This window comes from Nonomuraea guangzhouensis (assembly GCF_019396345.1).
Classification (GTDB): Bacteria; Actinomycetota; Actinomycetes; order Streptosporangiales; family Streptosporangiaceae; genus Nonomuraea; species Nonomuraea guangzhouensis.
Genome location: NZ_JAHKRM010000036.1, coordinates 51,242 through 68,337, shown reverse-complemented (window position 1 = coordinate 68,337; position 17,096 = coordinate 51,242). Strand labels below are relative to the sequence as shown.

16 protein-coding genes are annotated in these 17,096 nt (G+C 70.7%); 12 read left to right on the top strand and 4 right to left on the bottom strand.

Annotation, left to right across the window (positions count from 1 at the left end; translation table 11 throughout):
• Nucleotides 1–2: 2 nt before the first annotated feature.
• From KME78_RS51135 to KME78_RS51115, 5 genes are all read left to right on the top strand, one after another.
• A complete protein-coding gene (locus KME78_RS51135) occupies nt 3–182 on the top strand; it encodes a DUF6903 family protein (RefSeq protein ID WP_219537282.1) in 180 nt (59 codons plus the stop codon).
• The gene (locus tag KME78_RS51130; protein WP_219537281.1) at nt 179–1,591 is read left to right on the top strand and encodes an alpha-L-fucosidase; all 1,413 of its coding nucleotides are present in this window, start codon (nt 179–181) and stop codon (nt 1,589–1,591) included. Before KME78_RS51135 ends, KME78_RS51130 begins: the two co-directional genes overlap by 4 nt.
• Nucleotides 1,588–2,601, top strand: a complete 1,014-nt coding sequence (locus KME78_RS51125; RefSeq protein WP_219537280.1) for a hypothetical protein — start codon at nt 1,588–1,590, stop codon at nt 2,599–2,601. Before KME78_RS51130 ends, KME78_RS51125 begins: the two co-directional genes overlap by 4 nt.
• The gene (locus tag KME78_RS67650; protein ID WP_219537279.1) at nt 2,598–4,901 is read left to right on the top strand and encodes a discoidin domain-containing protein; all 2,304 of its coding nucleotides are present in this window, start codon (nt 2,598–2,600) and stop codon (nt 4,899–4,901) included. Before KME78_RS51125 ends, KME78_RS67650 begins: the two co-directional genes overlap by 4 nt.
• 81 nt (nt 4,902–4,982) lie before the next feature.
• A complete protein-coding gene (locus KME78_RS51115; RefSeq protein WP_219537278.1) occupies nt 4,983–5,993 on the top strand; it encodes an ABC transporter substrate-binding protein in 1,011 nt (336 codons plus the stop codon).
• Here KME78_RS51115 and KME78_RS51110 read toward each other — a convergent pair.
• Together KME78_RS51110 and KME78_RS51105 are read right to left on the bottom strand one after the other, a co-directional pair.
• On the bottom strand, nt 5,990–6,790 hold the full coding sequence (locus tag KME78_RS51110; protein WP_219537277.1) for a substrate-binding periplasmic protein: 801 nt from the start codon (nt 6,788–6,790) through the stop codon (nt 5,990–5,992). The genes KME78_RS51115 and KME78_RS51110 overlap by 4 nt on opposite strands.
• Nucleotides 6,787–8,115, bottom strand: coding sequence for a GlnX family signal transduction membrane protein (locus tag KME78_RS51105; protein WP_219537276.1), 1,329 nt, complete (start codon nt 8,113–8,115; stop codon nt 6,787–6,789). The genes KME78_RS51110 and KME78_RS51105 overlap by 4 nt, the downstream gene beginning before the upstream one ends.
• A gap of 149 nt (nt 8,116–8,264) precedes the next feature.
• Between KME78_RS51105 and KME78_RS51100 the strand changes: the two genes are divergently transcribed.
• Nucleotides 8,265–8,750 (top strand): peptidase inhibitor family I36 protein, encoded by a 486-nt coding sequence (locus KME78_RS51100; RefSeq protein ID WP_219537275.1) that lies wholly within the window; start codon nt 8,265–8,267, stop codon nt 8,748–8,750.
• Nucleotides 8,751–8,771: 21 nt separating this feature from the next.
• Here the strand turns inward: KME78_RS51100 and KME78_RS51095 are convergent, their stop codons facing one another.
• Nucleotides 8,772–10,067, bottom strand: a complete 1,296-nt coding sequence (locus tag KME78_RS51095; RefSeq protein WP_219537274.1) for an aspartate aminotransferase family protein — start codon at nt 10,065–10,067, stop codon at nt 8,772–8,774.
• A 115-nt stretch (nt 10,068–10,182) separates the two neighbouring features.
• Here KME78_RS51095 and KME78_RS51090 point away from each other — a divergent pair, with 115 nt between their 5' ends.
• The 6 genes from KME78_RS51090 to KME78_RS51065 all read left to right on the top strand — a co-directional run bounded on the left by KME78_RS51090 (nt 10,183) and on the right by KME78_RS51065 (nt 16,532).
• Nucleotides 10,183–11,034, top strand: a complete 852-nt coding sequence (locus tag KME78_RS51090; protein ID WP_219537273.1) for a fumarylacetoacetate hydrolase family protein — start codon at nt 10,183–10,185, stop codon at nt 11,032–11,034.
• Nucleotides 11,035–11,043: 9 nt separating this feature from the next.
• On the top strand, nt 11,044–12,123 hold the full coding sequence (locus KME78_RS51085) for a helix-turn-helix domain-containing protein (protein ID WP_219537272.1): 1,080 nt from the start codon (nt 11,044–11,046) through the stop codon (nt 12,121–12,123).
• A 19-nt stretch (nt 12,124–12,142) separates the two neighbouring features.
• On the top strand, nt 12,143–13,150 hold the full coding sequence (locus KME78_RS51080) for a BadF/BadG/BcrA/BcrD ATPase family protein (RefSeq protein WP_219537271.1): 1,008 nt from the start codon (nt 12,143–12,145) through the stop codon (nt 13,148–13,150).
• Entirely contained in the window at nt 13,147–14,445 is a 1,299-nt protein-coding gene (locus tag KME78_RS51075; protein ID WP_219537270.1) for a hypothetical protein, read from the top strand. Before KME78_RS51080 ends, KME78_RS51075 begins: the two co-directional genes overlap by 4 nt.
• 19 nt (nt 14,446–14,464) lie before the next feature.
• Nucleotides 14,465–15,247: a sugar isomerase domain-containing protein gene (locus KME78_RS51070; protein WP_219537269.1), complete on the top strand. Its 783-nt coding sequence runs from the start codon at nt 14,465–14,467 to the stop codon at nt 15,245–15,247.
• Between the two features lie 586 nt (nt 15,248–15,833).
• The gene (locus KME78_RS51065) at nt 15,834–16,532 is read left to right on the top strand and encodes a 3'-5' exonuclease (protein WP_219537268.1); all 699 of its coding nucleotides are present in this window, start codon (nt 15,834–15,836) and stop codon (nt 16,530–16,532) included.
• Nucleotides 16,533–16,577: 45 nt separating this feature from the next.
• Here KME78_RS51065 and KME78_RS51060 read toward each other — a convergent pair whose 3' ends face one another.
• Nucleotides 16,578–17,090: a DUF6624 domain-containing protein gene (locus tag KME78_RS51060; RefSeq protein ID WP_308127441.1), complete on the bottom strand. Its 513-nt coding sequence runs from the start codon at nt 17,088–17,090 to the stop codon at nt 16,578–16,580.
• Nucleotides 17,091–17,096 lie beyond the last annotated feature (6 nt).

Sequence of the window (17,096 nt, the reverse complement as noted above, 5' to 3'; positions counted from 1 at the left end):
TCATGAAGGAATCGACCCGCGGCGTCCTGGTCGTCACCGCGCGGACGCTCGTCGCGGCCGGCTGCGTCGCCGTCGTCGTCACCGCGCGCACCACGGTCGGGTGGGGCAGCCTCGCGATCATGCTCGCCGGGCTCGCCGGGCTGCTGGCCGTACTCGCCTCGTACAACCGGCGGTTCCGGTGACCGGCAATGGGCAGGCGCTCGCCGCGGTCCGGCCGAGCGGGCGTCAGCTCGCGTGGCAGGCGATGGAGTTCTACGGGTTCATCCACTTCGGCATGAACACGATGACGGACCGGGAGTGGGGCGAGGGGCACGACGACCCGGCCGCCTTCGACCCGGCCGGACTCGACGCCGACCAGTGGATCACGGCGCTCAAGGCCGCCGGGATGACCGGCGTGATCCTCACCTGCAAGCACCACGACGGGTTCTGCCTCTGGCCGAGCGACGTCACCACGTACACGGTCGCCTCCTCGCCCTGGCGCGACGGCCGGGGCGACGTGGTCGCGGAGGTCGCCGGCGCGGCCCGGCGGCACGGCCTGCGGTTCGGGATCTACCTGTCGCCGTGGGATCGCACGGAGGCGTCCTACGGCGCCGGGGCCGCGTACGACGACTTCTACATCGCCCAGCTCACCGAGCTGCTCACCCGGTACGGGCCGGTGTTCGCGGTGTGGCTGGACGGCGCGAACGGCGAGGGCCCGAACGGCAGGCGCCAGGTCTACGACTGGGAGCGGTACTACGCGGTGGCCCGCGAGCTGCAACCGGACGCGGTCATCAGCGTGTGCGGACCGGATGTCCGCTGGTGCGGCAACGAGGCCGGGGACACCCGGCCCGACGAGTGGAGCGTGGTGCCGCGCGCCCTGCGCGACGCCGAGCGGATCGCGGACCGCTCGCAGCGGGCGGACGACGGCGCCTTCGCCCGGCTGGTCCGCAGCGACGACCGCGACCTCGGCAGCCGCGCCGCGCTGGCGGGGCACGAGGACGACCTGGTCTGGTACCCGGCCGAGGTGAACACCTCGATCCGTCCCGGCTGGTTCCACCACCCGGCCGAGGACGCCTCGGTCCGCTCCGCGGACGAGCTGTTCGGCGTCTACCTGCGCGCGGTCGGCGGCAACTCCTGTTTCCTGCTCAACGTCCCGCCGGCCCGTGACGGGCGGCTGCGGGACACCGACGTGGCGGTGCTGGAACAGCTCGGTCGGCGCATCGAGGACTTCCGGGCACGGCGCGTCGAGGCGACCGCGACGGTGTCGTCCGGGGCTCCGGGTGACGTCGCGACCGCGTGGCCCGGCAGGGGGCGTACGCCGTGGCGGCCGGACGACGCGCTGCCCAGCGTCCGGCTCGCGTTCGCGGGCCCCCGCCCGATCGAGGCGGTCGTCGTGGGCGAGGACATCACTCAGGGGCAGCGCATCGAACACGTCGTCGTCCGGGGTCGCCGGGACGGCCGGTGGACGACGCTCGCGCGGGCGAACGCGGTGGGCTACCAGCGCATCCTGACGTTCCCGCCGGTCGAGGTCGACGCCGTACTGGTCGAGGTGCCCGAGGCCCGGGACAGGCCCGTCGTCAGCTGTGTGGCGGCGATCGGGGCGAGCTCATGAAGCGCATCCTGCTCTTGACCGTCCTCGCCGCCCTGCTGGTCGGCGGCGTGGTTCTCGCCCTGCGCACCGATGAGGTCGCCTCCGTCAGCGGTCACGCCGTGACCCGCGACGAGCTGCTCTTCCACATGCGGCGGCTCGCACCCCAGGTGGAGAACGAGTTACGCAACCAGTACCACCTCCAGGACGCGATCGACTGGACCGCGAGGACCGGCGACAGGACCGCGCTCCAGCGGCTCGCGGCCCGCGCGCTCGACGAGATCCGGCGGGACAAGACCACGCTCGTCCTCGCGCAGGAGGAGGGGCTGATCGCCTCCCCCGACCACGCGGACTTCCTCGCCGAGCTGGCCGAGGAGAACGAGCGGCGGGCCGCCGACATTGCCAGGGGTGCGGTCGTCTACGGCCTGGCGCGGTTCTCCCCGGAGGAGTACTACTCGCACCGGCTCACCCAGCTCACCACGGCACTGACGCGGCGGCTCAGCGGAAAGGGCACGATCCAGGTCACCGACGCCGACGTCCGGCGGGCGTTCGACGCCGACCGGGACGCCTGGAGCGCCAACGCGACCACGTACACGTACGCGAAGCTCGTCGTGCCGGTGCCGGACAGCACCTCCGCGGCCGCACTCCAGTGGCGGGTGACCGCGGCGGGCCGGCTGGCGAAGGTCGCGGGCCGGGAGCCCGGCGCCCGCCTCACGACCGCCACGCACCACGGCGGCGGCTCGACCGCCCAGGACCAGGACCTCATGGCGGTGCTCGGCAAGCTCGCGGCGGGCCAGATCTCCGCCCCGGTCCCGGGCACCGGCCAGATCACCTACTACGAACTCACCGGCAAGACCGTCGACGAGAGCGCGGCGTTCGCCGAGTACTCCCGGCGGATCCGGCAGTCGCTCATCGAGGAGAAGTTCCGCCAGTTCCTCCAGCGCCGGGTGGACGGCAGCGACATCGAGGTCGACACCGCGGCGGTGGACGCCATCAACGCAGAGGCCATCAACGCAGAGGATGGACAACAGTGAAACCTGTCAGAACGTGGGCGCGAGCGCCGCGCATGGGGCTCACCGTCCTGCTCGCCGCGCTCCTCGCGGGCTCGCTCGCGCCCGCCGCCGCGGCCTCGGACCACTCCCCCGCCGCCGTCAAGGCCGACCTGCCGGGCAACACGCCGAACCCGACGGGCGGCAAGGACTACTTCTTCGACGCCACGAACGGTCGCGACAGCGCGGCCGGGACCTCACCGCAGACCGCCTGGCGCACCCTGGCCAAGGCGAACGCGACGACGTTCCGGCCGGGCGACCGCGTCCTGCTCAAGGCCGGCCAGCAGTGGAACAACGAGCAGCTGTGGCCGAAGGGCTCGGGCAGCGCGGGCAGGCCGATCACCATCTCGGCCTATGGCGACGCGCGCGCCCGCCGCCCGTACATCGCGACGAACGGCAACGTGCCGAGCCCCTTCCGGGCGGACGGCACGAAGAACCCCGACACGGTCGGCCGGACCGGGGCCATCGTGCTGCGCAACCAGCAGTACTTCGAGATCAACAACGTCGAGCTGTCCAACGACGACAACTTCGCCACCGACATCACGACCGGGTCCTACGTCCGCGACGGCATCATGGTCTCCATCAACGCCGACCTCCTGGCGGCCGGCGCGGACAGCATCATGGACCACTTCCGCGTCTCGAACGTGTACGTCCACGATCTCGACGGCCCGAGCAGCTGGCAGAAGATCCACTACGGCGGCGTCAACTTCCAGGTCTTCGGCAGCCGTAGCTACAAGTCGTACGGGACCGGCGGCTATTACTTCAAGGACGTCCGGATCGAGAACAACACCTTCGCGAAGGTCGAGCTGCACGCCGTGCAGTTCGCGTTCAACTGGTTCGCCGCCGACGGGGCGGACGCCGGCCAGTACGACGAGAACGGGAAGTTCCACGAGGGCTGGGAACAGCTCTGGGTACGCACCCGCGACCTGTACAGCCGTGACGTCTACATCGGCCACAACTACGCCGAGAGCGTCGGCCAGGGCGCCGTCCAGCTCGCCGACACCAAGAACATGACGGTCGAGTACAACGAGGTCAACGGCTACCTCAAGCGGTACAACGCGGTCTCCGTCGCGCTCTATCTGTGGGCGGGCGCCGACTCCGTCATGCAGTACAACGAGGTCTACGACGGCCCGGACAACGAGTTCGACGGCACTCCGTGGGATCTGGAATACACCAACTTCAACGTCACCTACCAGTTCAACTACTCGCACGACAACGCGGCGGGCTGGATGTCGTACATGGGCAACAGCTCCAACTCGGTCGCCCGCTACAACCTGAGCGTCAACGACAACGGCGTGCTCGTGAAGAACATGCTGTCGACGAATTACTCGCCGACGTACTTCGCCAACAACACCTTCGTGTACGACGGCGCGGAGCTCGGCTACGTCCATGACGAGACGTTCCTGAGCAGGGTCTACTTCCTGAACAACATCTTCTACAACTCCTCCGCCACGAGATCGACGCCGTGGTACCGCCGGACCGGCGCCCTGCGCCAAGCGGTGTTCTCCAACAACGACTACTACGAGGCGAGCGGCGTCCACTCCAGCCAGGAACCGGCCGACGCGGCCGGGTCGCGGGCCCACCCGAAGTTCGTCGGCGATCCGGCGAAGTACATCACCGGCGTGGGCGTGAACCAGATCCGGACGGCCGCGGCGCACTTCAAGCTGCGCGACGACTCACCGCTCATCGACGCCGGCCGGTACAACCCGCACCTGGGCACCGAGGACTTCCTCGGCACGCACATCTACTACGGGGACGCGCCGGACGTCGGCATGGCGGAGAGCCCGATCGGCACGAAGGTCACCAACCCGGTGGACGACGACCCCATCGAGAACGGGCCGGATGACCGGATTAACCTCGCGCTCGGCAAACCGGTCACCGCGAGCTCGACCCACCCCGGCGCGGGCGGCACACTCGGCGCGGAGAAGCTGACCGACGGCGACCCGGCGACCCGCTGGGCGGCGGCCGACGACGCGACCTACCCGATCACACTCGACATCGCCTTCGGCGCGGACACCACCTTCGACGAGGTGTACCTCGACGAGTACACCGACTCCGGCACCAACCCGCGCGTCCAGTCGTTCGCACTGCAGCGATGGGACGCCGGGACCGGCGCCTGGGTCACCTTCGCCAGCCGCGCCAACGGCATAGGGCACGATTTGACGGTGACCGGTTTCGGCAGCGTCACCACCTCCCGGCTCCGGGTGGCGCTCACCGGGAAGGTGCCGACCGAGGTGTACACGCCGACGATGACCGAGATCGCCGTTTACCGCGCCGGCCAGTAGGCCACCGGCGGGTGGTCGGTTGCGTGACGTTCATGCCGGAGTGTCGAATAGAAGGACGTCGGGCGACCCTTGGGAGAGGCAATGAGGCCGTTAGCCATCGCATTGGTAGCGGTCCTGATGGCCGTGGGTTGCTCGACGTCGAGGAGGGACAAGATCACGGTCGCGTGCGGCGCGAGCGAGCGATGGTGCGCGATGATGGTCAAGAGGTTCTCCGATGCCACCGGCGTGGAGGCCGAGTTCGTCCGGCTGTCGAGTGGCGAGGCGCTGGAGCGGATCAAGGCGGCCAGGGCACGGCAGGAGTTCGACGTCTGGCACGGCGGTCCGGCCGACGCCTACGTGGCCGCCAAGAGTCAGGGCCTGCTTGAGCCGTACAAATCCGAAAAATCCGCTGAAATCCGGCAGGGGTGGGCCGATCCGGAGAACGCCTGGAGCGGGATCTACGCCGGCGTGCTGGCCTTCTGCAACAACACCAAGAAGCTGGCCGAACGCGGCCTGAAGCCGATCAGCTCCTGGCAGGATCTGCTGGACGAACGGCTGCGCGGCAGCGTCGCCATCGCCCACCCGGCCACCTCGGGCACCGCCTACACCGCCCTGTGGACGCAGGTGCAGCTCAATGGCGGCGACCAGGACGCGGCGCTCGGCTATATGCGCAAACTCCACCCGAATGTGCTCAGATACAACTCCTCCGGCAGCGCGGCCGCCCTGCAGGCGGCCAAGGGGGAGGCGGCGGTCGGCGTCGTCTTCTCCCATGACTGCGTCGCCGCCCAGGAGCAGGGCTATCCGCACCTGAAGGTGACCTTCCCCGCCGAGGGCACCGGTTACGAGCTCGGTGGTGTGGCGGTGCTGGCCGGAGCCCACAACCCCGACAGCGCGCGCAAGTACGTCGACTGGGCGCTGAGTGGAGCGTCCCAGCGGCTGGGGCCGCTGGCGAAGTTCTACGCCCTGCCCACCAACACCAAGGTGCCCGCGCACTCCAAGGCGGCCGACCCCGCGACGGTCAAGCTGGTCTCCTACGACGTGGGCGTCGCCGGGCGCGCCAAGCAGACGCTCGTCGACAGGTTCAGCGCGGAGATCGCCCGGCCGCCCGCCTAGGAGCAGCCCTCGAACTGCGGAACCGCCACCACCGACAGGTCGATGCCGGACTTGCCGAACCACTTGTCCAGCAGCATGTTCGCCGTGCCGTCCTGGTACATCTCGGTGATGGCCCGGTTGAGCTCCTCACAACCGTCGACGTCGCCCTTGCGCACGCCGATCGACGTGCGCTGCTCGTTGAAGGTCGCGCCGACCAGGTGCAGGTCGACGCCCGGCTTGGTGAGCAGCCCGGCCAGGATCTGGCTGTTGGTGGAGATGGCGTCGATCCTGCCGTCCTTGATCATCTCCAGGCAGACGTTGTAGTCGGGTGCCGGGACGACGATCGCCTTGACCCGGCGCTCGTCGACGATCCGCTGGGCGATGTTGGTGCCGCGCACCCAGCAGATCTTGCGGCCCTCCAGGTCGCGGACGTCGCGGATGACGCCCTTGTCGGCCGGCCGTACCGCGATGTCCTGGAAGTCGACGTGGTACGGTCCGGCGAAGTCGATCACCTTCTTCCGCTCCGGGGTGACCGACATGTGGGCGAAGACCAGGTCGGCCCGCCCGTCCGTGAGCACGGTGAGCTGGTCGCCGGCCTTGATCTCCAGCCAGCGGATCCGCTTGCCCAGCCGGGAGACGAGATCCTCGGCCACGTCGATGTTGAAGCCGTCGTACGAGCCGTCCGCCCCCTTGAAACTGATCAGCGGGACGTCGGAGCGGATGGCGACGATCACCTCGTCGTGGTCCATGAGGGAGGCCGGCCGAGCGGCGCCGCAGGCGCTGACCAGCAGGATCAGGCAGATCAGCAGTTTTCTCACCGGTACTCCCTGAGTCGTGGCCAGACGCCGGCCAGGATGAGCAGGGCGCCGGCCGCCAGCCCGGCGGGGATCGACCGCAACAGCGTCTCCAGGGCTCCGTCGCCGTTGTCGATGGCGCGCTCGAAGTCGGACTCGTGCCGCCGGACCAGGTCCTCCAGCACCTTGTCGTAGCTCTCGTAGATCTGGGTGAGCTCGCCGTCCCAGAACTTGATCGCCGCCTCGGCCTGCATGGTCCGCATCCGCCCGTCGGCCTGCTGGAACCTCTGGTAGACGGCGAAGAGTCGCTGCCGGTCCTGGCCCGTCAGGCTGCCGAGCAGTCCTTGGAAGTTCGCGTGCAGCTTGCTCTGGTAGTCGGGCAGGCTGGTCGACTCGACGGCCGCGATCGTCTGGGACTTGTCCAGGAAGTTGTGTTCGTAGGTGTCCTTGCGGAAGCGGTCGAGCAGATAGCGGCTCTGGTCCCCGTACATGCTCTTGCTGATCGCCCGTGCTCTGGTCAGGGTGAGCACCGAGTCGAACCCGCCGCGCTTGGCCTCCTCCAGCGCCTGGCCCTGCCGGTTGAGCAGGGCCGTACCGGTCACCAGACCGGCCGCGGTGAGCACGGTGGCGACCACCAGGGCCGGTGCGAAGACCCGCCGGAACCTGCGGGTCAGATAGGCCTGCAGGCCCAGCAGGCAGGCCAGCGCGAGCAGCCCGGTGACGATGACGGCGAAGCGGGCCAGCGAGGTGGACGTGCGCTCGGCGGCGTGCGCGCGCCTGACGATCGTCCCGGTCTCCAGGGTCAGGTTGTAGGCCTGCGGGAGCAGTTCGCGGTGCATGAGGTCGGTGGCCCGCTGATAGGCCTTGACCACGTTGTCGGGCGGCTGTCCCGCGGTGTGCCCGGACTGCGTGTCCAGCAGCCGGGACTGGGCCGCCAGCCGTTCGTAGCGGCCGAGCCCCTCGATCAGCGACTCGACCGTGCGCTGCTCGGCGGGGTTGTCCAGGGCCAGCCGGTAGGCCCTGAGCAGGCTCTCGGAGATCTCCAGCCGCCGCTGGTCATAGCTGGTCAGGTCGGCCTGCTGCTGCGGGCCGTACTCCCTGCCCAGCAGCAGGGTCTCGGCCACCAGCGCGTCCATCTCCGACAACTGCCGGTACAGGCCCGCGGTGGCGAGCACCTGCGGCCCGGCGTCGTGCCCGGTGGTGCGCAGGCTGGAGCCCGTACTCGCCGCGCCGGCCAGGATCGCGGCCAGCAGCAGGGCCAGCGTCAGCAGGGACAGCCCGGCCAGCGTACGCACCCGCCCGGAGACCGACTCCCTGCGCCGGACCGGAGGCGTCGCCGTCACCGTCATGTGCACCGCGCCCCCCGAGATCGACTCGTACTGGGAAATCGAGCATGGCCGCGAGCGCGGCAGATCCGCAAGAGGGGACTCAACACCGACTCAACACATGCTCAACATCGCGCTGCCTACCTTCTTCCCAACCGATCGAGGGAGTCGAGATGAAGGCAGTGAGAACGGCCGGTATCGCCATCGGTGCCGGTGCGATAATCGTCAGCGGATTCGCCGCACCCCCGGCCCAAGCCCAAGCGGCCCGGATCGACACCTACCTGGCCGCGATTCCCGGCGGAACGAAGCTGAGCGCCAACGAGATCTCCTGGGAGGACGGCACGGTCCGCCTGGTCCTGTCGGCGACCCAGGCATCCTGCGGGGCGGGCTGGTACTGCGTGTACGAGCACAGCAACTTTCGCGGGGCGATGACGAAGTGGCGCGCATCCCCCGCGAAGTGCAAGAAATTCAACTTCACCCGCTACTGGCGGGACAAGATCTCGTCGTTCTGGGCGCGCGGTAAATGCCCCAGCGCCAACTACTTCCTCAAGGACAAGAAGGTCGCCCGGCCTGACCCCTTCGAGCCTTTCGAGGGCAAGAAGGCATACGTGCGCTTCAACGACCGCTACGACTACGCGGCCCGCGGCTACACGAGTTGAACGCGTACGTAGGGTCGGTCATCAGAGCGAGCTCAGCGCCGCCGAGAACGCCTCGACGGTGGCGGCGACGTCCGCCTCGGTGTGCGCGGTCGACAGGAACCACAGGCCGCGCGGCACCATGTTGACCCCCTGGTCGAGCAGCGCGGCGTGCAGGCGGCCCATCATGGCCCGGTCCGTCGCCGCGAAGTCGCGGTAGTTCCGCACGGCGGGCGCCTCGGTGAAGTAGATCTGGAAGACCGGCCCCGGCCCGTCCACCAGCATCGGGACCCCCGCCTTGGCCGCCGCCTCCGCCAGGCCGCGCATCAGCTCCCGGCCGCGGGCGTACAGCGTGCCGTACACCTCGTCCCGCTGTTCGTCGAGGATGCGCAGGGTCGCCTCGGCGGCGGCGATGCCGATGGGCTGGGAGTTGAACGTGCCGGCGTGCGCGACCTTGCCGGAGGAGATGGCGTCCATCACGCGGGCGCGTCCGGCGAGCGCTGACACCTGCATCCCGCCCGCCATCGCCTTGCCGAACACCGACAGGTCCGGGGAGACGCCGAGGTACTCCTGCGCGCCGCCGGGAGCGAGCCGGAAACCGGTGATGATCTCGTCGAAGATGAGCAGGCTGCCGTGACTGTCGCACAGTTCGCGGACCCCCTGGAGGTAGCCGGGGTCGGGCTCGATGGCGCCGGTGTTGCAGAGCACCGGTTCGGTGACCACGGCGGCGATCTGCCCCGCGTGCTCGTCCATCAGCCGGGACAGGGCGCCGAGGTCGTTCCACGGGCAGACCACCAGGTCGGCGGCCTCGGGCTGGCCCGCCGTGCCGGGGACGGCGGCGGGGCGGTCGGCGGGCCCGGCGGCCTCCAGGGGCGGGTGCACGCTGTAGAGGACCGGGTCCAGCCAGCCGTGGTAGTGCCCCTCGAACTTGAGGATCTTGGGCCGGCCGGTGAAGCCGCGGGCCAGCCGCCAGGCGGCGTGCACAGCCTCCGAGCCCACCGTGTTGAACCGGACGCGCTCGGCCGAGGGCACCATGGCGCAGAGCCGTTCGGCCACGCGGGCCTCCGCCGCGTGCTGGGCGGAGTAGACGATGCCGCGGGCCACCTGCGCGGTGACCGCCTCGACCACCGGGGCCGGGCAGTGGCCGAGCAGCGCCGGTCCCTGGCCGAGCACGTAGTCGAGGTAGGTGTTGCCGTCGGCGTCCCAGAGCCGCGCGCCCGCCGCCCGGTCCACGTAGAGCGGAACGCCCGCCATGCGGCGGGCGTCGCTGGAGACGCCGCCGGCGATGTAACGCTGGGCGGTGGTGTACAGGTCGCGGCTGACGTCCAGTGTCCGGGTCATGTCGGCCATCAAACGGTGAAATGTCGCCTGGCCACAAGAAAGAGGGCAAGAAGCGGGTTGTCAGCGCAAATTTCGGTGCTTGTGGTGGTCGCGGGCCCTTGATGGGGTTGCGGGCATGTTCCTTGGACGTATTCGGCGTACCCCATCCGACCCCGTCGAGCTGGTGGCCCTGCACCCGGACGGCGGTGGCCTGCTCAGCCTGGCCGACCTCGGCGACGACCCGGTGGCCGCCCTGGCCGTACACGGGCTCGACCGGCTCACCGAGCTGGTGGCCGAGCGGTCGGCGGGACCCCTGCTGGACCAGAGCGCGGTGCTCTTCGAACCGCCGGTGGCCACCTGTACGAAGATCTGCTGTCTGGCCCTGAACTACCGGGCGCACGCGGAGGAGAGCGGCATGGAGGTGCCGCCCGAGCCGGTGCTGTTCTTCAAGCCGCCGTCCGCGCTCACCGGCCACAACCGGCCGGTGGTGGCGCCGGCCCGTACCCGCCACCTGGAGCATGAGGTGGAGCTGGCGGTCGTCATCGGCAAGGTCACCAGGGACCTGCCCGCCGAACGGTGGCAGGAGGCCGTGGCCGGCTACACCGTGATCAACGACATGACGGCCCGCGACCTGCAACTCGCGAACATCGCCAGGAACGTCCCCTGGGACCAGTCGAAGGGGTTCGACACCTTCGCCCCGGTCGGCCCGTTTCTGGCGACGGTGGACGAGGTGCCGGATCCGCAGGCGCTGGAGCTGGTCCTGGAGGTCGACGGCGAGGTCAGGCAGCGGGCGAACACCAAGCAGATGGTCTTCGGCCTCCCCCGGCTGATCGAGGACCTGTCCGACGGGATGACGCTGCTGCCCGGAGACCTGATCGCGACCGGCACCGTGGCCGGAATCGCGCCGCTCAAGGACGGCGACACCATGCGGGCGACGGTGGCAGGAGTCGGCACGCTGGTAAATACGGTCAAATTTCGGTCCGCCTAAAGTAGGGGGATGGACTACGCTGTGGCCGCACTGGTGGACATCGACGACTACATGGCGTCCGAGCAGGCTCGGGGAAGGTCGTGGGCGCGCCGCCAGCTCCGGCACGCCGACCAGGTGGTACGGGCGGCCACTCACGGCCGCCCCGGGGCCACCTGCCGCCCGCAGCCGCCCGAGGAGTGGCTCGTCCTGCTGACCGGAACCGACCCCGACGCCCTGATGAGCGACGCGGCGGCGCTGGCGGAGGAGGTGCGCGCGCACATGGTGCGCGAGACGGCCTGGACCGCCACCGTCAGTCTCGGCTCGCCGAGCCCCGACGGCCGCGGGGCGGCCGAGCGCGACGCCCGGCTGGCCAACGACTACAAGCTCGTGCTCGGCGGCGACCGGGTGATCGCCCCGCCGCCGCCCGCGCGGGTGCCGCTCGCGCCGCCCGTACGCATCGAGCAGGAGCTCTCCCGGCGGGTACGGGCCGGCGACCGCAACGGCGCGGCCGGGCTGCTGGCGGGATGGGTGGACCGGTGCGCCCGCGAGCGGGACGTGGACCCCCGGACGCTGCGCAACTGGCTCATCGGGCAGCTGCTGTTCGTGGTGGACGTGGCCAATCGGTCCAGGCTGGCCGACGGCTCGACCGACTGGGTGGAGGCGTGCGCCCGGCTGCCGATCGAGGACATCGTCTCGGTCGGCGACATCCACGAGCGCTCCTACCTGCACATCTGGCTGCGCGAGGCGCTCGGCCGGCTGATGCCACCGCCGCCGCGCCGGGACGTGCTCACGCTGGCCGAGGCGTACCTGGCCGAGCACTACACCGATCCCGGGCTGCGCCTGACGACGGTGGCGGAGGCGGTGAACGCGAGCCCGTTCTACATCTCGCACCTGTTCGCCGAGGAGCGCCGCACCACCTTCCTGCGCCACCTCACCGGCCTGCGGTTACGGCACGCGCGCCGCCTGCTGACCACCTCGCCGCTGCCCGTCGACGTGATCGCCGCCCGTACTGGCTACCTGAGCGCGAAGGCGCTGCGGGGCGCGTTCCGGCGGCATGTCGGGTGTTCCCCGACCGAATACCGAAGGGCCGGGCTCCGGCCCGGCTCGTGATGCTCTTGTTGGAGGGCGTATGGACCTGGCGATCGACGGCGGCCAGACGGGCCTGCGCCTCGGCTTCGCGACCGGCGGCCGGATCCGGGAGGTGTACGAGCGGCCCGGCCTGTCCTATGCCGAGGGCTCGCCGGTGGAGGCGGTGCTGTCACGGATCGGCGACGGCTGGGGCGACCTCGACACCGTCTGCCTCGGCCTCACCACCCTCCTCGACGCCCCGGAAGAACTGGCCACCCGGCTGCTCGGGACGGCCCGCCGGGTGATGATCACCACGGATGTCGTCACCTCGCACGCGGGCGCGTTCTCGGGCGGGCCGGGCGTCGTGCTGGCGGCGGGCACGGGCGCGATCGCCCTGGGCGTGAGCACCGCCGGCGGTTCCGGTGCCCGCCCGGCCGTCGTCCGGCAGGTGGACGGGTGGGGTTTCCTGTACGGCGACGCGGGCGGCGGCTACTGGATCGGGCGGCGCGGGCTGGAGGCGGCCGCCCGGGGCTTCGACGGCCGATCCCCGAGCGGCCCGCTCACCCAGCGGGCCCGCGACGTGTTCGGGGACCTGGCCGGGTTGCCTGCCCGGCTCTACCTGGCACCGGATGGCGTGGCGCAGGTGGCGGGGTTCGCGGTACACGTACTCGAACTGGCGCGTGGCGACATGGTCCGCGACCTGGCCTGTGACGAACTGGCGTGTGACGAACTGGCGTGTGACCTGACCCATGGCGACACGGCCCATGGCGACACAGCCCGCGATGACACGGCGCGCGCCATCGTCGACGAGGCGGCCCGCGAGCTGGCGGCCACGGCGGCGGCGGCCGCCCGTGCCTTCGCCGGCGATGCGGCGGTTCCCGTGGCGTGGACCGGCCGGTTGCTACGCGACCCGGCGCTGCGGGCCGGATTCGAGGCGGAACTGACCGGCCTCCTACCCCGGGCCCGCCTCCAGCCACCCGCCGGCGACAGCCTCGCGGGCGCCGCCCTGCTGGCCGCCACCGAAGAACCGGGACCCTACGGAACGATGATCAGAACGGTGCGGCGATGAGAGTAGGCCACGGCAGTGCGAACCTCCCCGTTCCCGACGGCACCCCCATGGGCGGCTACCTCGACCGCCCCGGCCCGTCAGCGGGTTTGCTGGACCCGCTGTCGGTGAACGCGATCACCTGGTTCGACGGCGAACGCCGCTTCGCGCTGGCAATCGCCGACGTCATCTGCGTGAACGAGGACCTGGCCCACCGAGTCAGATCGGACGCCCGCTCGCTCGGCTGCGAGCTGTGGCTGGCGGCCAGCCACACCCACTCGGGACCGGAGACCGGCTGTGTACCTGGCGGAGGACCGACACCCGCCCCATGGCTCGACCGCCTCACCGAGGCGGTGGCCGCGGCCATACAGCAGGCGATCGAGTGCGAGCGCCCGTGCGACGGGGAGGCACACCACGGCGAGCTGCACGGCGTCGGCGCGGACCGCAGCCGACCGTCCGCACCGGCAGTGGTCCCGCTCACCGTGATCGCCGTCCGCCACAGCGCTGATGAGGAGGGGCAGCTCACCGACCGCAATGCCGCGAACGAGGATGGACAGCTCGCCGGTGTGCTGGTGGTGCTGCCCGTTCATCCCACGGTGCTGCCCGCCGCCAGCCGTCTGGTCAGCGCCGACCTGGTCGGTGCCGTACGACGGGCGCTGAGCGCGAGGCTCGGTCCGGACGTGTGGACATTGGTCGCCACCGGCGCGGCGGGCGACATCAGCACCCGCCACACCCGCCGCGGCCAGGACGCGGCCGAACTGGACCGCCTCGCCGCGATAGTCGCCGACCGCTGCCTGGAACTGCTGCGAGAGCCCCCGACCCGCGCCTGGTCAGCGGACTCCGAAATCACGTGGGCGGCACGGCGACTGGAGCTCGCCCCGGTACGGCTCGACGAGAGCCGCGACTCCGTGCCCGTGGATCGGGCCATGGATCCGGCCGCGCTGGCCGCTGATCTACGCGCGGCCGAAGCCAGTGGCGATCCGGTCGCTGTCCGGCTTGCCCGCAGCAGGCTGGAGGGGGTTCAGGCGCGGCCGGACCGCAGCGGGCGGGAAGGCCCGATCGGTGTGCGGGTGCACGCCGCCCGGCTCGGGGAGTTGTCCGTGGTGGGGCTGCCCGGCGAGCCGTTCCTCGCCGTGGCGGAGAGCATCGTCCCAGGGGGACCGGTCATGGTGCTGGGATACGTCAACGGGTATCCCGGCTATCTGCCGACCGCTGAGGCGTACGAACGGGCTGAGTACGAAGTGCTGGTGAGCCAGGTGGCTCCGGGCAGCGCCGAGGCGCTGGCCGGGGTCGCGCGCCAACTGCTGGAGGACATGTGATCGAACTGCGGGAGGACATGTGATCGGCCAGAGCGGGTACGCGGACGTCGCCAGGGCGGCCGTCGAGCGGGTGCTCGACGGGGAGCGGGAGGCGATCGGGCGGGCCGGGCGCCTGGTCTACGACGGGTTGCGGGCTGGCGGGGTGGTGCAGGCGTTCGGCACGGGGCACTCCAGGGCGGTCGCGCTGGAGCTGGTCGGGCGGGCCGGTGGGCTGGTGCCCGCGAACCAACTGGGCATCCGCGACCTCGCCTACTACGGCGACGCCTCGCCGCAGGACATCCTCGACCCGAAGATCGAACGGGAACCGGGACTGGCCCTGCGCATCTGGGAGCTGGCCGACATCGGGCCCAACGACGTCTTCGTGATCATCTCGAACTCCGGCGGCAACGCGACGATCGTCGAGATGGCCCGTCTGGCGAGCGAACGCGGGCACCCGCTGATCGCGATCACCTCAAGGGCACACACAGCCGAGGCGGCCACGCGTGAGCGGCTCGATGCCGGTGCCGGACGCGTCCCCCGTGGGCGGGAGCGGCTGGCCGGGCTGGCCGATGTGGTCATCGACAATGGCGCACCGTACGGGGACGCGGCCCTTCCGTTGCCCGGTGGCGGCGCCATCTGTCCCGTGTCGAACTTGACCGGCGTCCTGATCGCCCAGCTCCTGGTCGCCGACGTGGTGGGCCGGTTCCTGGCCGCCGGGCAGGCGCCGCCCGTCTACAAGTCCGCCAACACCCCCGGGGGCGACGCACACAACGACACCCTGCTGTCCGCGTACGGCGGCCGAGTGCGCCTGGGAGATGCCTGACCTCGCCGCCTGAGCCCGCACGAACCGGCCTCGGCCACCAACCGCGCTCCTATCGCCGACTACCGCACGCACCGGGCGCTGCCCGCTACGGGCACGCCCGCGCTCACCCGGCTGGGCCGCAACTACCGGCTGCCTGATCTGTCGGCCGCGCTCGCCCACCCCACCCTGCCCGCGTCCAACGCTGCGCTCGCCCGCCACACCCTGCCCGCTCCAACGCTGCGCTCGCCACAACCTGCCCGCGTTCAACGCCGCGCTCGCCCACCGTCGCACCCAAGCCGCGCTCCTGGCAGGCCTCCGTGGCGAAACGCCCGGCCTGCTCCGTATCGTCCCGGCCGACGGCGACGAACCCAACGGCCACAGCACCATCTGGCAGAGCACGTTGCCCGAACCCCAGGCATTCGCCACCCACCTGCACCAAGCTGGGATGCCACAACAGCGTCGGCACCTTCGGGCCACGCCCGGCCTGCCAGGAGATGAGGCCGGTCCGCGTGTCCACCGCCGAGCATGCCGGCCGTACCGCTGCCGCACCGACACCGAAACAGGACCTGCGCGCCCGCGCCGAGATCATCCATCGAGAGGCGACCACATGGAACCCACCGGGCAGCCACCCCACGCAGCCTCACCCGCCGGCGAACTCCTCGACGACCCCGATGTGTCCAGACACACCTATGTCGTAATCGACTTCGAGGCACTGACCCCGGCCGGCCGGCCCGCCGTCCCGGTCGAAGTGGCCGCGCTGGCGCTCACCGTCAAGAACGGCGACCTGGCGGAGCTCTGGCGATTCGAGGCCCTGATGGCACCGCCGCCCGACGTGCCCGTCACCGCCTTCGACACCCGCCAGACCGGACTGACCCTTCACCTACTGGCCGGCGCCGACCAGCCCGACGAGGTCATGGCCCGGCTGGACACGCTCTTGGACGCGCCACCGTATCGGCTCGTCGCTCAGCACGCGCCCACCGAAGCAGGGCTGATCGCCCGCCAGCGACCCCACTGCCCCGTCCTGGCCGCGACCCCGCTGCTGGACACCGTACGGCTGGCACGCGCCCTCTATCCGGAGCTGAGCTCGCACAACCTCGACACGCTGCTGCGGTACCTGCACATCCCGCGGCCGATCAACCGGCATCGCGCGATGCCCGACGTGGAAGCGACCGCGCAGCTGTTTCGCCGTCTCCTGGCCGACGGCCGGCAAGCCGGATGGCGAACTCTGCACCGTCTGGAGGCCACCGCCGGTCTCCCGCCCAAGAAGCCGCCCACGCCGACAGGTGACCAGGAGGAGCTGTTCTGACGTCCACAGCCCGCCATTCTCAGGCCGGCGAACAGGTCCAGGTTCTCACCCGTACTGCTGCCTCATGGAGCTGTCGTAATCGGCGTGCGGTCCCAGCCCAGCCCCGGCGCGGCGCTCGTCAAGCCGCTCACGATCTTCGATCGGCCGCGGCTGGAAAACGCCGTCAGGGGCGTGGTACTGCGTGCCGTACACCTGCGGCCGTTCCTCGTTGACCCGAACACGATCGACCAGGTACGCGAGGTCACCCGGCGCCGCTTGGCCCCGGTCCACGGCGTCCCGCAGGAGCGCCAAACACCGCCGCTGGAAGTCCGGGTCGTGATCGGCATGCTGCGCCAGGAGCCAGGCTGCGTGCGCGCCTTCCTCTCCGACCAGGTCATGACCCGGCCAGCCGTACTCGTCGACCACCTGCTTGAGGTACGTCGTGTTGTCGTCGTCCACGCTCCGCCATTTCTCCATCAGGTCATCCGGCACGGGTCCGTCCTTGGGCAGGCTCAGGCGTACCTCCTGGTCACTTTGCATGCGTCGCAGCAGTTCATCGTGAAGGCCGGCATCGAACACGATGTG

Bases quoted from the DNA above. Each gene is read 5' to 3' on its own strand.
- KME78_RS51125 (WP_219537280.1), top strand. From the start codon at position 1,588: ATGAAGCGCATCCTGCTCTTGACCGTCCTCGCCGCCCTGCTGGTCGGC.
- KME78_RS51085 (WP_219537272.1), top strand. From the start codon at position 11,044: ATGGACTACGCTGTGGCCGCACTGGTGGACATCGACGACTACATGGCG.
- KME78_RS51100 (WP_219537275.1), top strand. From the start codon at position 8,265: ATGAAGGCAGTGAGAACGGCCGGTATCGCCATCGGTGCCGGTGCGATA.
- KME78_RS51065 (WP_219537268.1), top strand. From the start codon at position 15,834: ATGGAACCCACCGGGCAGCCACCCCACGCAGCCTCACCCGCCGGCGAA.
- KME78_RS51135 (WP_219537282.1), top strand. From the start codon at position 3: ATGAAGGAATCGACCCGCGGCGTCCTGGTCGTCACCGCGCGGACGCTC.
- KME78_RS51075 (WP_219537270.1), top strand. From the start codon at position 13,147: ATGAGAGTAGGCCACGGCAGTGCGAACCTCCCCGTTCCCGACGGCACC.
- KME78_RS51095 (WP_219537274.1), bottom strand. From the start codon at position 10,067: ATGACCCGGACACTGGACGTCAGCCGCGACCTGTACACCACCGCCCAG.
- KME78_RS51105 (WP_219537276.1), bottom strand. From the start codon at position 8,115: ATGACGGTGACGGCGACGCCTCCGGTCCGGCGCAGGGAGTCGGTCTCC.
- KME78_RS51115 (WP_219537278.1), top strand. From the start codon at position 4,983: ATGAGGCCGTTAGCCATCGCATTGGTAGCGGTCCTGATGGCCGTGGGT.
- KME78_RS51090 (WP_219537273.1), top strand. From the start codon at position 10,183: ATGTTCCTTGGACGTATTCGGCGTACCCCATCCGACCCCGTCGAGCTG.
- KME78_RS51080 (WP_219537271.1), top strand. From the start codon at position 12,143: ATGGACCTGGCGATCGACGGCGGCCAGACGGGCCTGCGCCTCGGCTTC.